Source organism: Peristeroidobacter agariperforans (assembly GCF_004138335.1).
Taxonomy (GTDB): Bacteria; Pseudomonadota; Gammaproteobacteria; order Steroidobacterales; family Steroidobacteraceae; genus Steroidobacter; species Steroidobacter agariperforans.
Genome location: NZ_RYFW01000001.1, coordinates 469,769 through 484,277 on the forward strand (window position 1 = coordinate 469,769; position 14,509 = coordinate 484,277).

The 14,509-nt window shown below is 62.0% G+C and carries 16 protein-coding genes; 7 read left to right on the forward strand and 9 right to left on the reverse strand.

What is annotated here, in order from left to right; translation table 11 throughout:
* Positions 1–480, reverse strand: a complete 480-nt coding sequence (locus EK373_RS02045; RefSeq protein WP_129641084.1) for a (2Fe-2S)-binding protein — start codon at positions 478–480, stop codon at positions 1–3.
* A gap of 234 nt (positions 481–714) precedes the next feature.
* Here EK373_RS02045 and EK373_RS02050 point away from each other — a divergent pair, with 234 nt between their 5' ends.
* From EK373_RS02050 to EK373_RS02065, 4 genes are all read left to right on the forward strand, one after another.
* Positions 715–1,188 carry a bactofilin family protein gene (locus EK373_RS02050; RefSeq protein ID WP_129641085.1) on the forward strand — a complete coding sequence of 158 codons (474 nt, stop codon included), beginning with the start codon at positions 715–717 and terminating at the stop codon, positions 1,186–1,188.
* Between the two features lie 14 nt (positions 1,189–1,202).
* Entirely contained in the window at positions 1,203–1,553 is a 351-nt protein-coding gene (locus EK373_RS02055; protein WP_407676182.1) for a hypothetical protein, read from the forward strand.
* Between the two features lie 14 nt (positions 1,554–1,567).
* Positions 1,568–2,149, forward strand: coding sequence for a histidine phosphatase family protein (locus tag EK373_RS02060; RefSeq protein ID WP_129641087.1), 582 nt, complete (start codon positions 1,568–1,570; stop codon positions 2,147–2,149).
* Positions 2,150–2,295: 146 nt separating this feature from the next.
* Positions 2,296–2,811: a DUF1993 domain-containing protein gene (locus tag EK373_RS02065; RefSeq protein WP_129641088.1), complete on the forward strand. Its 516-nt coding sequence runs from the start codon at positions 2,296–2,298 to the stop codon at positions 2,809–2,811.
* Positions 2,812–2,891: 80 nt separating this feature from the next.
* On the opposite strand, the gene EK373_RS02070 is transcribed toward EK373_RS02065, so the two are convergent.
* From EK373_RS02070 to EK373_RS02095, 6 genes are all read right to left on the reverse strand, one after another.
* Complete coding sequence (locus EK373_RS02070) at positions 2,892–3,881, reverse strand: hypothetical protein (RefSeq protein ID WP_198683014.1); 990 nt, start codon at positions 3,879–3,881, stop codon at positions 2,892–2,894.
* A 147-nt stretch (positions 3,882–4,028) separates the two neighbouring features.
* Positions 4,029–5,099, reverse strand: a complete 1,071-nt coding sequence (locus tag EK373_RS02075) for an alpha/beta fold hydrolase (RefSeq protein ID WP_129641089.1) — start codon at positions 5,097–5,099, stop codon at positions 4,029–4,031.
* A 60-nt stretch (positions 5,100–5,159) separates the two neighbouring features.
* Positions 5,160–6,350 (reverse strand): ABC transporter permease, encoded by a 1,191-nt coding sequence (locus EK373_RS02080; protein WP_232830999.1) that lies wholly within the window; start codon positions 6,348–6,350, stop codon positions 5,160–5,162.
* Positions 6,351–6,363: 13 nt separating this feature from the next.
* Positions 6,364–7,515: an ABC transporter permease gene (locus EK373_RS02085; protein WP_129641090.1), complete on the reverse strand. Its 1,152-nt coding sequence runs from the start codon at positions 7,513–7,515 to the stop codon at positions 6,364–6,366.
* Positions 7,512–8,204: an ABC transporter ATP-binding protein gene (locus tag EK373_RS02090; protein ID WP_129641091.1), complete on the reverse strand. Its 693-nt coding sequence runs from the start codon at positions 8,202–8,204 to the stop codon at positions 7,512–7,514. Before EK373_RS02090 ends, EK373_RS02085 begins: the two co-directional genes overlap by 4 nt.
* A gap of 161 nt (positions 8,205–8,365) precedes the next feature.
* Entirely contained in the window at positions 8,366–9,610 is a 1,245-nt protein-coding gene (locus EK373_RS02095) for an MFS transporter (protein ID WP_129641092.1), read from the reverse strand.
* Between the two features lie 156 nt (positions 9,611–9,766).
* On the opposite strand from EK373_RS02095, the gene EK373_RS02100 reads away from it, so the two are divergent.
* Entirely contained in the window at positions 9,767–10,132 is a 366-nt protein-coding gene (locus tag EK373_RS02100) for a DoxX family protein (protein WP_129641093.1), read from the forward strand.
* Here the strand turns inward: EK373_RS02100 and EK373_RS02105 are convergent, their stop codons facing one another.
* The gene (locus EK373_RS02105; protein ID WP_129641094.1) at positions 10,133–11,098 is read right to left on the reverse strand and encodes a helix-turn-helix transcriptional regulator; all 966 of its coding nucleotides are present in this window, start codon (positions 11,096–11,098) and stop codon (positions 10,133–10,135) included.
* A 201-nt stretch (positions 11,099–11,299) separates the two neighbouring features.
* Positions 11,300–11,932: an inorganic pyrophosphatase gene (locus tag EK373_RS02110; protein ID WP_129643252.1), complete on the reverse strand. Its 633-nt coding sequence runs from the start codon at positions 11,930–11,932 to the stop codon at positions 11,300–11,302.
* Between the two features lie 129 nt (positions 11,933–12,061).
* Here EK373_RS02110 and EK373_RS02115 point away from each other — a divergent pair, with 129 nt between their 5' ends.
* Positions 12,062–12,565 carry an adenine phosphoribosyltransferase gene (locus EK373_RS02115; RefSeq protein ID WP_129641095.1) on the forward strand — a complete coding sequence of 168 codons (504 nt, stop codon included), beginning with the start codon at positions 12,062–12,064 and terminating at the stop codon, positions 12,563–12,565.
* Between the two features lie 109 nt (positions 12,566–12,674).
* Positions 12,675–14,468: a redoxin domain-containing protein gene (locus EK373_RS02120; RefSeq protein WP_129641096.1), complete on the forward strand. Its 1,794-nt coding sequence runs from the start codon at positions 12,675–12,677 to the stop codon at positions 14,466–14,468.
* The last annotated feature ends 41 nt before the right edge of the window (positions 14,469–14,509 follow it).

Below are 14,509 nucleotides of genomic sequence, written 5' to 3' on the forward strand. Positions count from 1 at the left end.
TCAGCCGCCCTCCCTGCCCGTCGCGCCCGCCGCGATCGCCGCGGCTCGATGAATCGCCTTGCGAATGCGCGGATAGGTGCCGCAGCGACAAATGTTTCCGCTCATCGCCGCATCGATGTCGGCATCGGTAGGTTTCGGGTTCTGCTTTAGCAGCGCCGCGGCAGACATGATCTGTCCGGACTGGCAGTAACCGCACTGAGGGACATCGATCTCCATCCAGGCCTTCTGCACTGGATGACTGCGATCCGACGACAGCCCCTCGACAGTAGTGATCGCCTTACCGGCGACACTCTCGACGGGCGTGATACAGGCGCGCGTTGGAGCACCCTCGACATGCACGGTGCAGGCTCCGCACAGTGACATTCCGCAGCCGTACTTGGTGCCCGTCAGCCCCAATGAATCCCGTAGCACCCAAAGCAGTGGTGTATCCCCCGACACGTCCACATCGCGTGGCTGGCCATTGACCGTGAGCTTGATCATGTAGAAATCCTCACCGGCTTAGAGTTGTGCGGCCTGAATATAGGCCTGCGAGTGAGCAATTTCACAGTCTGTATTCCTGCATCGCAAAAGCCGCAACTGAACGACGCGACTGCACGAACAGCCTTTCGGCGCGGTGATGTCTCCAGGCCGCGACGCTTCGTGTCGGAATGTTTGACACGTTTTAACAGCCTGTGTAATTAACCGCAGCTCGTTCAACTTGAGGAGTGTGCCGATATGGCGTTGTGGAAAGATCAGTACGGCAGGGAACAGAACACCCCCGATCCCGCCCCGGAGAAAGCCGTGGCCACGGTCGCGAGTGTCGAAACAGCCCGTACCCCCGCGCCGGCAGCTCGCTCGGCTGCCGTTGCTGCGGATGCTAAGGAATCCGTGCTGGCCGCCGGCCTGACCATCGAAGGCAAGATCGAAGGCTCGGGTAACGTCCGCGTCGCCGGTAATTTCAAGGGCGACGTGCACGTGCAGGGCAACCTGACCATCGAGCAGGGCGCCAAGATCACCGGCAGCGTTCGCGCCAACACGGTCGTCGTCGGCGGCGAGCTGGAAGGCAACATCGATGCGGCGACTCGCGTCGAGCTGTTGCAGACCGGCGTGCTGAACGGCGACCTGAAGGCTGGCTCGCTCACGGTCGCCGCGGGCTCGCGCATGCGCGGCCGCGCCGAATTCGGCTGGGATGAGAAGGGCGGCAAGTAACCGCAATGGCTTCGATAGGTTCGGGACGCGCGGCTGCCTATGGCAAGACGCGCGTCTGCCCGCACTGTAAGTCGACCATTCTCGAAAGCGCGAGCATCTGCCCGGCGTGCAAGCACCACTTGCGCTTCGATCCCAAGGCCGTCGCGGAACAACGAGCGAAAGCCACCTTCTCGGCCTTGCGGGTCGAGGGTGGATTCCGTCATCCGGCGGAAGGCGAGCCGTGGGAATATTCGATCGTCATCTCGGTCCGCAATGACCGTGGCGAGGAAGTCGAGCGCAAGGTCGTCGGGGTCGGCGCACTCAATGTGAACGAGGGCAGGACCGTGACCCTGTCTGTCGACGTGTACAAGCCGCCCGAAAAATAACGCAAACTGGCGGCATGCCACGTTTGTACCTGGTTCGACACGCCAAACCCGCCGCCTCCTGGGGCGAGGACCCCGATCCGGGCCTCGACCCCACCGGCCTGACCCAAGCGCAAGCCACCGCTGAAGAGCTGGCCCGCTCGTTGTCCCGGCTGCAGCTCTACTGCAGCCCGATGCGCCGTTGCCGCGAGACCGCGCAGCCGCTCGAGCAAATCTGGTTCTGCAACGCCGAGCCGATGCCTTCGGTGGCTGAAATTCCCTCACCGCCGATCGCCGCCACCGAACGACGCGACTGGCTGATCGCATCGATGCGCGGCACCTGGCAACAGCTGCACGAGAAAGCTCCGGCAGGATCGATCGATTATCTGCAGTGGCGCCGTCAGCTGATCGAATCCTTGCTCGCCATCCAGCACGACTGCGTCATCTACACTCACTTCATCGCGATCAACGCCGCGGTCGGCTCCGCTCAGAAAAGCGACGCTGTCGTGTGTGTCCGTCCGGATCACGCATCGGTCACCGTCATCGGCAACGACCAGGGTCGACTGCGACTGATCGAGCTTGGCCGCGAAGCCGATACGTTGGTGCTGGCCAGACAGTAGGTGTCCGACACGCGCGGTATCAGGCAAAAGACTCGTGACCCAGACCGCTGAATATTCCGCTCGCCGACCGGAGACCGGAATGTTACCGCCCACCTATAATCCGCGGCGCTAACCCAATAGAGCCCAGGGGGGCTGGAGACCACGCCATGAGCCTGTCACTGTACGACGTGTCGATTCCCACATTCCTGCACTCCTTGCGCAGCCTGAAAGCCATCCTGGAAAAAGCAGTGGCGCATGCCGAGGCGCGCAAGTTCGACGCCAACGTATTCGCTTCCATGCGGCTGTATCCGGACATGCTGCCGCTCGCCCGTCAAATTCAGATCGCGAGCGACGCCGCCAAGGGCGCAGCTGCGCGTCTGAGCGGCACCGAGCCGCCGAAGTTCGAAGACACAGAAACCACGATGGCCGAGTTGATCGCGCGCGTGAACAAGACCATCGACTATCTGGAAGGCTTCAAGCCCCAGCAATTCGATGGCGATGACAATCGCATCATCACGGTCAAGACGCCGCGGACGTCGCTGAACTTCAAGGCGGTGGATTTCGTGCGCCACTGGGCGCTGCCGAACTTCTTCTTCCACGTCACGACCACGTACGCGCTGCTGCGTCATGGCGGTGTGGAGATCGGCAAGCTGGATTACCTGGGCCCGATTCCCCAGACCTGATCCGCAATTCGAGTGGAGGACCGACGGACGTCGGCCCTCCTTTTATTTACTCGCACTCGATCTGACTTCGTTCGCAAGCGTCAGATATGCGTGCGCCCGCCGATCATCAGCGCCAGCGACGCCTGCACCCGCTGCAACTGCTGGCGCGTGACCATGCCGCTCAGCATCTTCATGAAGTGCGGATGCTGGGCGCCCGACACGATGTACTGCCAGCGATAGGCTCGCAGCATCGTGTTCCGAATCTGCTGCTGCTCGGCGGGCGAAAAGCTGCGCTCACACAGCCGCATGAAATATCCCGCGTCGGCCGAGGACTGCGCGCTCACCACTTCATCCAGAGTGCGCAGCAGGGAAATGAAATCGTCGACGGCAATGTCGCGCTCCGCCGCGGTGAGACTGCGATCCTCACGGCTCCACTCGATCTCATCCATGACCGCGTGCTGGCACTCTTCCAGCCAATGAAACCGGAAGATGTCGCGATACAGATCCGACAGCTGGTCGTCGCGCTCCAGGCTTTCCCGATAGTGAGCCTGCGTGAACAGCTCGATGTGAAAGGTGAGCGCCAGCACCGCCCACGTGGATTTGTTCAGCACGCTGCGAGCCACTTCGTTGGCATCGGCGATCAAGGCGTAACCGCCAGGCATGCGCGCGGCGATTGCCGTTTCGATGCGACGGAACAGTTCCTGATGTTTCAGCTCCTCGTCGCTGAAGCGCACCAGCCCTTCGAGCGCCACCTGGTCGCCCAGCACCTGCTTGCTGGCGAGCTCGAGCGTCTTGGCGCCGATGAATCGTTCCACCAGCCCGAACAGACACGCATAGCTGCGCCCCTGCACGTGACTCATCGCCCGCTTCTCGTCCGCAGTGAGGAACTCGAGCTCGTCCACCTTGGTCAGGCCGTCGGGCAGGAACTTGCGGCGAAAGTCGAACGTCCGGCCGCGGAACACATCGGCGTCGATGTCCCAGCGCACCCGTTTGGACGCCTTGATGCAGCGGGCATAGCGCGCGCGATCGGAATTTTCCTGGAAAAGCTTTTCGGCGGCGGGCGACACCACCATGGCGGCTGCGGCACTCATACGTTTGACTCGCGGGCGGTTTTTCAAAGTGCGCGCATGTTGCAGATTTATGGCAAGCGGCGCATGAGGCAGAAGACTCATTCGCAGCGCCACACGGCCAGGACAAATGTCCTACTTGTACCCGGGCTGATTGGATGCCCATTAGGACTACGCGACGCCCCGGTCGCGGGCCACGACGATGGCCCGGGCGCGCGAGTCCACGCCCAACTTCTCGAAAATGTTCGTCAGGTGATTGCGCACCGTTTTCTCGCTGATGAACAAGCGCCGTGCGATTTCCCCGTTCGCAGCACCCTGCGCCACCAGACGCAGGATCGCGTTCTCACGCGCGGTCAATTCGACGAGGTCGACTGGCGCGATCGCCTGACCGCCGACATCCACCGGCTCCGTCACGCCCATCCAATCGTTGAATGTCTCGCAGAACCGCGCCCAGGCCGGTTCGTTCTCGATGAGTATGTGGTTCCGGCTTTCCAACGTCACGAAACTGGCGTTGGGAATCTCAGCCGCCAGCAATCGGCCCTGATCGAAAGGAATGCGCGCGTCATTGCGGGCATGCACCACGACGGTTGGCACTTTCACCAGCGGCAACAGCGACCGGACATTGATCTGCCCGAACGATTCGATGATGCGAGCGGCAATCTCCGGTTCGGTCGTGGTGCGCATCAGATCCGAGAACCAGCGGACCTGCTCGGTGGTCGCATCCGGGATGAATAACGAAGCAAACAACAGGCGGAACGCCGGATTCTCCTGACCCCAGCCTTGACGAATCAGCTCGACCAGCGCCTCGCCGTGCCGTCGCGAATCTTCGCCCCGTTGCGCCCAGCCCTCCGCATAGCAGCCATATAAGAGCAGCTTGCTGACTCGCTCGGGGTGGCGCACGGCGTACTCGATGCACGCAGCGCCGCCTTGTGACACGCCGAGCAACGGAAATGTTTCCAGGTCGGAAGCAGCAACGATTGCTTCGAGGTCTGCGACCTGAGCGGCGTGCGAGAGATCGGCGACGTCCCAATCCGAGAGCCCGCAACCGCGTGGATCGAAACGAATCAGCTGTCGGCCCGCCGAGAGAAAGCGAAACCAGTGTCGCCACACCGGGCTTTGCCAGTCGAACTCCAGGTGCGACAGCCAGTTGGCCGCCTTCACCAGCGGCGCTCCCTGCCCCGATGTGCCGACCGCCAGGCGCGTGCCGTCCGCGGATTTTATGAATCGAATCGTTTGTTGCATGGGGCGCCCCGGTCCGCCCCCAGAATAACAAAATGCGTCCCGAAGGGAGGAGGTCGCGAACTAAACCGCCCTTAAGGCCATGGCCACTGGCAAGCGCGCGGCCCGTAACGCAGGGAATAAACCGCCGAGCACGCCGATGACGCAGGCCCACACGACCCCAAGAATCATCAGCTGTGGACTGACGCTCAGCTCGAACACCAGCTGGCCGAGACCGCCCGCACCGCCCAGCGTGCTCACGGTATTGCCATTGAAGAATGCCCACGCGAGCAGCGCGCCTATGACACCGCCGATCAACGCCAGAACCAGCGCTTCAGCCAGCACCGACATGACCATCGCGGTGGAGCCGAACCCGAGCGCACGCAACGTTGCAATCTCCTGTAAACGAGCACTCACGGCCGAGTACATCGTGTTCAGAGCCGCGAACACCGCACCCACCGCCATGATGCCGCCCACCACGTAGGCGATCACCGAGATGATGGTCGTCATGGTCTTCGATTGTTGGCGGTAGTACTCGCGCTCTCGCACCACGTCCACCGCAAGCGCCGGGTTGGCGCTCAACGAATCCTTGAACGTTTGAAATGCCGACGGCGACTCGAGCAAGGCAGTGACACTTTGGAACGCGCCGCGCTGATCGATGGAGTTCAAGGTTTCCGCGTCCGTGATCAACGACGATTCGTGCGCGTCACCGGCGGTCTCGAACACGCCGACGACCGTCCAGTTGGCGCCTCGCGACCTGACCACGTCACCGACGTTCAAACCCTTGAACTGCGCGTGCGCCGACTTCCCAACGATCACCTCGGCCACCGCCGGTTGAAACATTCGTCCTTCGACGATCTTCAGCTCGGGACGCACTTCGAGCAACCTGGGGCCGACACCGCGCAGGATCACGCTGATTTCCGCGTCGTCCGCCTTCTTGTGCAGCATCAGGATGCGAAAGTTCTCCGCGCTCAGGATCGGCTCGCCCTTCTCGTCACGCTTGATGCCCGCGCCATCGACGATCAGCCGCACCGAATTGCGATCCAGCGCGCTCGAGGTCTCGGCGACCGAGCCATTGCGCATGACGATGGCGCGATCCTCGCGCCCCGTGGTTTCCATCGTCCGGATCAACCCTGTCGACATCGCCAACACCGATACCAGCACGGCGACCACGCCAGCAATGCCGATGACGACCACCAGTGAAGTGCTCACCCGCTGCGGCAGGCTGCGGAAGTTCATTGCGGTGACCGCGCCGATCTGACGGAACATTTTCATGAAGCGATCCTGCTCAACGCCCGGCAAGAGCATCGACGATGTTCAGCTGACGCGCACGCCAGGCTGGCGGAAAGCCGCTGATGAACGCAACCAGCACCGCGATGCCCGCGCCCATGCTCGCAACAAACATCGGCATGGAGAAGTTTCCGAACAGTTTCTGTAGCGCGGGCGCTTCGAACACCAGCGCGGCCAGAGCAATGCCGAGCGCGGCAGCAAACAAACACAACAGCAGCGACTCGGTCAGCACCAGGAGCAACACCTTGGTGTCCGAATAGCCGAGTGTCTTCAGCACAGCCAGCTCGGAGGTACGCTCACGCACCGATTGCATCATCGTGTTCGCGGTCAGGAACAACAGCGTGAACAGCACGGCGCCGACGATCGCATTGGCGATGAAGTTGATATCGGCAAACTGCTTGAGCTGAGACTGCGCCAGCGCGGACTCGGTCTGCGTGCGCGTTTCCACCGAGGAGTTGGCGAACATCTCGTCGATCTCACGCGAGATGCGTGTCGCCTGCTTGGGGTCCTCCAGGGAGACGATGTAGTAATGCAACTCGCCCGTGCCGAACTGGCGGGCCTCGTCGAAGTAGCTGTAGTTCAGATAGAACGACGGAAAGCCCGCGCCATACGCCTGGGCGTCGAACGTGCCGACGATATCGAACTCCCAGGTATTGCTGCCGGCCTTGTTGGTCCAGATGGACGTGCCGATCGGCACCCGGTCGCCGACCTTCCAGCCGTACTTCGCCGCGAGCGGCTCGCCGATCAGCGCACCGGTGCGAGTCTTGGCCATGGCCTCGATGTACTCGGGGCGAATCTTGATTTCCTTGTAGACCTTCATCAGCTCGACCGCGTCGGTGGCGAAGGCCGGAACGGGATTGCGCGCCTCCTGGTAATAGCCGCCGAAATACGCCCACATGGAAACCGCACGCACGCCCGGCACATTGCGAATGCGCGACAGATACGAGATCGGCATGCCGTCGGTCATGCCGGTGCGCGCCGAAACATACAGGCGATCCACGTCCAGACGCGCCAGCGCAGTGTTGAACCCCTGGTTGATCCCCTGCAGCAGGCCGAACAGCAGGAACGCGATCACGATGGAGATCATCGTGAACACGGTGCGCGTCTTCTTGCGCCACAGCCCGGCCCAGACGAGGCTGAAATATTTCACGCCGCGCGCCTCGTATCGTTGGTGAGCAGCCCCTTGTCGAGGTGCAGCTCGCGCGACGCGTACTCGGCGGCTTTCGGGTCGTGCGTCACCATCACGATGGTTTTGTTCTGGCTGCGGTTCAACGCCTGCAGCAGGTTCATGATCTCTTCGGCGTTCTGCCGGTCGAGGTCGCCGGTGGGCTCGTCGCAAACCAGCAGCGTAGGATCGGACACGATGGCACGGGCAATGGCAACGCGCTGCTGCTGACCGCCCGACAGTTCGTTGGGTTTGTGCCGGGCGCGCTCGGCGAGGCCGACCAGTTCCAGCGCGACCTGCACGCGCCGACGCCGCTCCGCCTTGGAAAGATTGGTCAGCAGCAACGGCACTTCGACGTTGGCCTCGGCGGTCAACACCGGCAGCAGGTTGTAGAACTGGAAGATGAAGCCGATGTGCCGGGCGCGCCAGTCCGACAGGCTGCCGCGCGACAGTTGATCGATGCGATCGCCCGCGACCAGCACTTCGCCGCTAGTGGGCTGATCCAGGCCGGCGACCAGATTCAGCAACGTGGTTTTGCCCGAGCCCGACGGCCCCATCAACGCCAGGAACTCGCCGGTCTCGATCGTCAGATCGACCCCATGAAGCACTTCAACCTTCTGCTTACCGCGAACATAGCTCTTGGTGACATTGCGCAGAGTCACGAGTGCAGTCATGGCACTTGATCCGTGTCGGCTATTGGAGGCGCGGCAGTGTACCCACTAGAGCAGCAGGGTGTCAGGGGGTGCCGGCAAAATGCGGCTAGCAACCGGACTTGGGCAGGGATGCCCTGATGCAGCGGGCACATGGACGTGCAGGAGCTGCCGACGGCGTGGGCTCAAGCCGTTGCTGGCTGAGCTTGTAACCTCTGCTCGCGAATCGGCAGATTGATAATTGCCGCCAGCAGCGCCAGGGCGATGTCGGCGTACCACATCCATTGATATGAATCGGTCTGCGACAGCACCACGCCGCCGAGCCATGCGCCGAGGAAACCGCCGACCTGGTGCGAGAACAGCGTGAGACCAAACAGCGTGGCCAGATAACGCGTGCCGAACAACTTGCCGACCAGGCCTGCCGTCGGCGGCACGGTCGCGAGCCAGGTCACGCCCAGCGCAGCTGCGAACACGTAGATGTTCAGCGCCGTCTTCGGCATCACGAGATAGACGGCAATCATCAGGGCGCGGCTCGCATAGATCCACGCCAGCAGATATTTCATCCGGTACCGCTGGCCGAGCCAGCCGATGCCGAGACTGCCGACAACATTGAACAATCCGATCAAGGCGAGCGAATTCGCCGCCACGTTCGGCGTCAATCCGCACAGCTGCAGGTCGCTCGGGAAATGCGTGACCAGGAACGCGATGTGAAATCCGCAAGTGAAGAAGCCGGCGTGCAGATATAAGTAGCTCGGATTGCGCAGCGCCTCGCGCAACTGATTGCTCAGGCTGATGTGACCAGCCGCGACGGTGCTGGCAGCGCTGCTTGCAGCGCTTGCAGTGGAGCGAATCAACGGCAGCACCAATGGAATCGTCAGCAACGCCGCGAACGCCGTAGCAAACATTGCGCTCGCCCAGCCCGCCACGCCGATGATGAATTGCACCAGCGGCGCGAACACGAACTGACCGATCGAGCCCCCGGCATTGATGATGCCCGAGGCCATCGAGCGCTTTTCCGCCGGCAAGCGCTGCGAGGCGATGCCGATCAGTATCGAGAAGCTGCCTGCCGCCGCACCAGCCGCTGCGATCACCCCCATCGTCAGCAGCAGGCCGGCACTCGTCGTCATGAGCGGCGTGAGCGCGGCGCCGAGCGCCAACAACAAAGAGCCCGCGATGATGACTTTCGGCGCGCCATACTTGTCCGCGACGGCGCCGAAGACCGGCTGAGCCGCCCCAAATACAAATTGGCCGACGGCGAGCGCGAAGCTCATGGCGACGATGGATACGCCTGTACTCTGAGTGATGGGCAACAGGAACAAACCTGTCGTTTGCCGCACACCCATCGTGATGAGCAGGATGGCCGCCGCTGCGAGAATGAGTCCAAACGTGCTGGCGGAGACGCTGGACGGAGCTGCGGTGGATGTGCTCATAAGGCGGTGAAGTATTGCGCGTTACCGCTGCGTCTCACCAGCCGCTTTTAGACGTGATGGGTTCATCACTCTGGTGATCGAAACCCCGGTAATGCTGCAATCACCGACGCGCTCCCTTATGATCGCGCGCTTTTATTTAAGGATGCAGCGTAGATCATGAAGATCTCTTCAATCATGGTGGTGCGCGTCGCGGTCGCGGCCATGTTCATCATTCACGGCGTCATGCGTGTCGTCGAGAATGCCGTCGGCCCGTTCGGCCCGTTCCTGGAATCGCGGGGCTTGCCGTTCGGCCTGGCATGGGCCTGGGCGGTCACGCTCATCGAGATCGCCGGCGGTACGTTGCTGGCATTGGGCCGTTACACCGCGCCGCTCGCGGCTTACTTCATCATCCAGACCGCGCTCGGCATCTGGTGGGTGCATTGGCACGCGGGCTGGTTCGTGGTCGGGCTCGGCCGCAACGGCATGGAATACAGCGTGCTGATCATCGCGTGCCTGATCGCCGTGCTGCTCGGGAAAAAATAATCAGGTCGTCGCCGCGACCACTCGCTTGGCTTGATTGCGCAGCTTACGACGCAGCTCGGTAGGTTTGACGATGTCGGCCTCGAACACCAGATCGAACAGAATGCGCAGCGCCGCTTCCTCCCGCTCGAAGTCGAGCGTCACCGGTTTGCGGCCTTTGAAGTTCTCGCCGAGCGGCTCGAGCCGGGTGCGAAACCAGTTGCCGAAGCTGTCGAGCAATTGCTGCTTACCCTTGGCGGAAATATTCAGATCCACCGGGAAGGCGACCGGTGGATTCTTCTCGAACTTCTCGCACCAGGCGTTCCAGAACTTGTGCAGATCGAAATCGGAATCGCGCGTGAAACTCGTGCCGGTCGTCGCCAGCGACAACATGCGTGAGATGCGGAACACGCGAGTTTCACGCTTCACGCGGCCGATCAGGTACCAGGTGTCGACCTTGACGACCAGCGCGTAGGGCTCGACCAGATACTCCTTTTCTTCGCCGTTGCTGCGGCGATAGTTGATGTTGATGCACTCGTCCTTCCAGATCGCGGCACGCAACGTGTCGAGGTAAGGCGAAACGGAATAAGAACGGAACCAGGGCTTGGTATCGAACAACAATCGGCCGCGAGCGTGCTGAGCCCGCAACTGGTGCATCGTCGGTACGGCGGCGGCGAGCTTGTCGAGTGCGGTACGAGTTGGAGCCGCGAGATCCTGAACGCCGATGCCGGCGGGACTCGCGATGAGCGCCAACGCTTCCGCTTCGCCAGAAGACAGACCCGTCAGATCGGAGGTGTAACCCTCGACCAGGCGAATGCCCCCGCCCCGCCCTTGCTCGGTGTACACCGGCACGCCCATGGTCGAGAGCGCGTCGATATCGCGAAATATAGTGCGAACCGAAACACTCAGACGCTGAGCAAGCTCACCGGCGGTGAGCGCCTGAGCCCTCTGCAGGGCCATGAGAATGGCAATGAGTCGTTCGGCGCGCATGTCGGGATTACAACTTCAAACGCTGACATAGTATGTCAACGAAGACGTCAACCAAGACGAAGATTGCCCACATCGCAACCTTCGCCCAAGGATCAGCCGCGCGCGCCAGCGCGCAAATTTATTCTTTTAGCCCCCTCGCCCTTGAGGGCGAGGGGGTTGGGGTGTGAGTAATCTTCAGCGCACACCCAAAGAAAAATGCGCTTAGCGAACACCCATGAACGCAGACGTATAGTCTGCCTGGCTGCGGCGAATTGCTTCGTACGCTTCATCGCGGCCATACGCGTGCGTGATCTCTACCGCGTGATCCGGCGAGCCCGGGGCGTGCTTGTACGTCAGGAAGTAGTGGCGCACGCGCTCGATCACCGACTTCGGGCACTGAGAAATGTCGGTCAGGTGGCCATACAGCGCGTCATCGCGCATCACGGCGATGATTTTGTCGTCGGCTTCGTTGTCATCGATCATGCGCAGACCGCCGATCGGGATCGCCTGCACCAGCACGTCGCCGTGGCCGATCGATTTTTCGGTTAGCACGCAGATATCCATCGGGTCGCCGTCGCCCTTGATGCCGGTCTTGCCGGTGCGCTCCTCGCAATAAGCAGCGACGCGCTCGGCGCACAGCGTGCGGGGCAGGAAACCGTAGAGCGACGGGCAGATGTTCGAGAAGCGCTGGGGGCGGTCGACCTTGAGCAGGCCGGTGGCCTTGTCGAGCTCATATTTCACCGTGTCGGTGGGCACGATCTCGATATAGGCGGTGACGATGGACGGAGCTTCGGCGCCGATTTCGACGCCATGCCAGGGATGGGCACGGAATGCAGAAGGAAACATGGTCGGCATGATTACGTAGATGGACTGGGGGATGAAAACGGGGCGAACCTGAACCGGTCCGCAGCGAAACGCGCTGACATGGTCAATAATTGGGGGCGAGAGTCTACCTGAAGCTTGCCGCCAACCGACCCCGACCTCATGACCGATCTGAAACAATTCATCCGCGATGTCGCCGATTTCCCACGGTCCGGCATTATTTTTCGCGACATTGCCCCGTTACTGCGCAGTCATTTCGGGCCGACCATCGAGGCGATGAGCGGCTTGCTGGACGCCGAGGAATGGGGGCGGATCGACGCCGTGGCGGGTATCGAGTCGCGCGGCTTCATGCTCGGCTCCGCCCTGGCCCTGCGGCATGGCAAAGGCTTCGTCCCGATCCGCAAAAAAGGCAAACTGCCTCCGCCGGTCGTCAGCATCCCGTATCAGCTCGAGTACGGCGAGGGAGTGCTGGAAATGCAGCAGGGTAACGGCCGGCTGCTGTTGATCGACGACGTGCTCGCCACCGGCGGGACCCTGGCTGCAGCCGCCGAGCTGTGCCTGCTCGCGGGCTACCAGGTCGACGCCCTGGCGGTGCTCATCGATCTCAATCTGATCAAGGACTTCCGTTGGGAAGGGCAGTCGGCGCGGACGGTCATCCGATACTAGTGGGTTACAAGACCTGACAAATCTTCACGCGGGGCCAGAGTGCCCCCCGCCGCGCCCTCGCTGACAATGTTGTCCATAGCTGGACCAAGGATGTCTCGTTGGGGGTGCCATGAGAAACGCAGCGAAACGGGCGCTGGCCGCCCTAGCCATGACCATCGGCCTGACCACGCAGGCCATGGCCGTCGAGCCGGGCCAGACGGTCGACAACTTCCGCCTGCTCGATCAGCGGGGCAAATCGCACGAGCTCTACTACCTCTCGGACATGAAGGCCGTGGTGCTGATGGTGCAGGGAAATGGTTGCCCCATCGTGCGCCAGGCGTTGCCGGCGCTGGCCGAAGTGCGCGCCAGATACCAGGCTCGGGGCGTCGAGTTCCTGTTGCTGAATTCGAACTTGCAGGACACGCGCGATCTGGTCGCCAAGGAAGCGAGCGAGTTCAAGATCGACTTCCCCATCCTGCTCGATGAATCGCAGCTCATCGGCGAGGCGCTCGGTGTCGTGCGCACCTCCGAAGTGTTCGTGATCGATCCCAAGGGCTGGAAGCTCAAATATCGCGGCCCAATGGATGACCGGCTCTCTTATGAGCGTCAACGCCCGGCGCAGCACCACTATCTCACCGATGCGCTCGACGCCGTGCTCGCCGGCAAGCCCGTGCAGACACCGCAGGCCGACGGCGTCGGCTGCCTGGTCAATTTTCCCGAGCGCGATCGCAAGGTGAGTCACAACCAGATCTCTTATTCCAAAGAGATCGCGCCGCTGCTCAAAGATCGTTGCGTCGTGTGTCATCAAGTCGGCGGCGTCGGCCCGTGGGCCATGACGGGCTACGACATGGTGAAAGGCTTCGCGCCGATGATCCGCGAAGTCCTGCGCACTCAGCGCATGCCGCCGTGGCATGCCGATCCCCATTACGGCACATTCGAGAACGCACGCGGCCTCACCAACGATCAACGCAAACTGCTGGTGCACTGGATCGAGGCGGGCGCGCCTCGCGGCACTGGCGATGATCCGCTGTTGGCGGTCAAGCCTGAGATCAAAGAATGGAAACACGGCAAGCCGGATCTGATCGTTGAAATCCCCGCGTACGACATTCCCGCGACGGGCGTCATCGAATATCAGTATCCGCGCGTGAAGAACCCGCTCGGTCGCGATGTCTGGATCACTGCGGTCGAGATTCATCCGGGCGCGAAGCAGGCGATTCATCACATCATCGCCAACGATCCCGTCGTCGCCGGCTCCACCGGCGAGCGCAGCGGCGGCAATCTCGCCGGCTTCGCGCCGGGCATGGAGCCGATCGTTTATCCGCAAGACACCGGCGTGCTGTTCCCGAAGGACGCGGACTTCGTATTCCAGATGCACTACACGCCGAACGGCAAAGCCGTCACGGATCACAGCAAGGTCGGCTTCTATTTCCGCGAAGCCAGCAACCCGCCGAAGTATCCCTTGCACCTCACGGCGCTGACCGATTTCAAATTCGAGATTCCGCCGGGCGCGAAGGAACATACGACCACGGTGACGCGCCCCATTCAGCGCGACATGTTGATCTACAACATCATGCCCCACTCGCATCTGCGCGGCCGCGCCGGCACGATGACCGCTGTTTATCCGGACGGTCGGGAAGAGATTCTGCTCAACGTGCCCAAATACGACTTCAACTGGCAGACGGTGTACGAGTACCAGCAGCCGAAGACCATTCCGGCCGGCTCGAAGCTGGTGTGGCGCTTCAGTTGGGACAACTCGACACAGAATCCGGCAAACCCGGATCCCACCAAGCCGGTGCGCTGGGGCGATCAGACCTTCGAAGAAATGGGCATCGGCTTCGTGCGCTTCCGCTACCTCGACGAGACCACCGATAAAGCGCGCGTCAGTGCAAGCAAGGCCACGCAGACAGCGGCGCTCGACGATTAAATTTCCGTCAGCCTGTGGCTGGCAACTCTTACAAGGGCGGC

Excerpts from the sequence above, each read along its gene's own strand:
- EK373_RS02045 (WP_129641084.1), bottom strand. The coding sequence starts at position 480 with ATGATCAAGCTCACGGTCAATGGCCAGCCACGCGATGTGGACGTGTCG.
- EK373_RS02050 (WP_129641085.1), top strand. The coding sequence starts at position 715 with ATGGCGTTGTGGAAAGATCAGTACGGCAGGGAACAGAACACCCCCGAT.
- EK373_RS02060 (WP_129641087.1), top strand. The coding sequence starts at position 1,568 with ATGCCACGTTTGTACCTGGTTCGACACGCCAAACCCGCCGCCTCCTGG.
- EK373_RS02065 (WP_129641088.1), top strand. The coding sequence starts at position 2,296 with ATGAGCCTGTCACTGTACGACGTGTCGATTCCCACATTCCTGCACTCC.
- EK373_RS02070 (WP_198683014.1), bottom strand. The coding sequence starts at position 3,881 with ATGAGTGCCGCAGCCGCCATGGTGGTGTCGCCCGCCGCCGAAAAGCTT.
- EK373_RS02075 (WP_129641089.1), bottom strand. The coding sequence starts at position 5,099 with ATGCAACAAACGATTCGATTCATAAAATCCGCGGACGGCACGCGCCTG.
- EK373_RS02080 (WP_232830999.1), bottom strand. The coding sequence starts at position 6,350 with ATGAAAATGTTCCGTCAGATCGGCGCGGTCACCGCAATGAACTTCCGC.
- EK373_RS02090 (WP_129641091.1), bottom strand. The coding sequence starts at position 8,204 with ATGACTGCACTCGTGACTCTGCGCAATGTCACCAAGAGCTATGTTCGC.
- EK373_RS02095 (WP_129641092.1), bottom strand. The coding sequence starts at position 9,610 with ATGAGCACATCCACCGCAGCTCCGTCCAGCGTCTCCGCCAGCACGTTT.
- EK373_RS02100 (WP_129641093.1), top strand. The coding sequence starts at position 9,767 with ATGAAGATCTCTTCAATCATGGTGGTGCGCGTCGCGGTCGCGGCCATG.
- EK373_RS02105 (WP_129641094.1), bottom strand. The coding sequence starts at position 11,098 with ATGCGCGCCGAACGACTCATTGCCATTCTCATGGCCCTGCAGAGGGCT.
- EK373_RS02110 (WP_129643252.1), bottom strand. The coding sequence starts at position 11,932 with ATGCCGACCATGTTTCCTTCTGCATTCCGTGCCCATCCCTGGCATGGC.
- EK373_RS02115 (WP_129641095.1), top strand. The coding sequence starts at position 12,062 with ATGACCGATCTGAAACAATTCATCCGCGATGTCGCCGATTTCCCACGG.
- EK373_RS02120 (WP_129641096.1), top strand. The coding sequence starts at position 12,675 with ATGAGAAACGCAGCGAAACGGGCGCTGGCCGCCCTAGCCATGACCATC.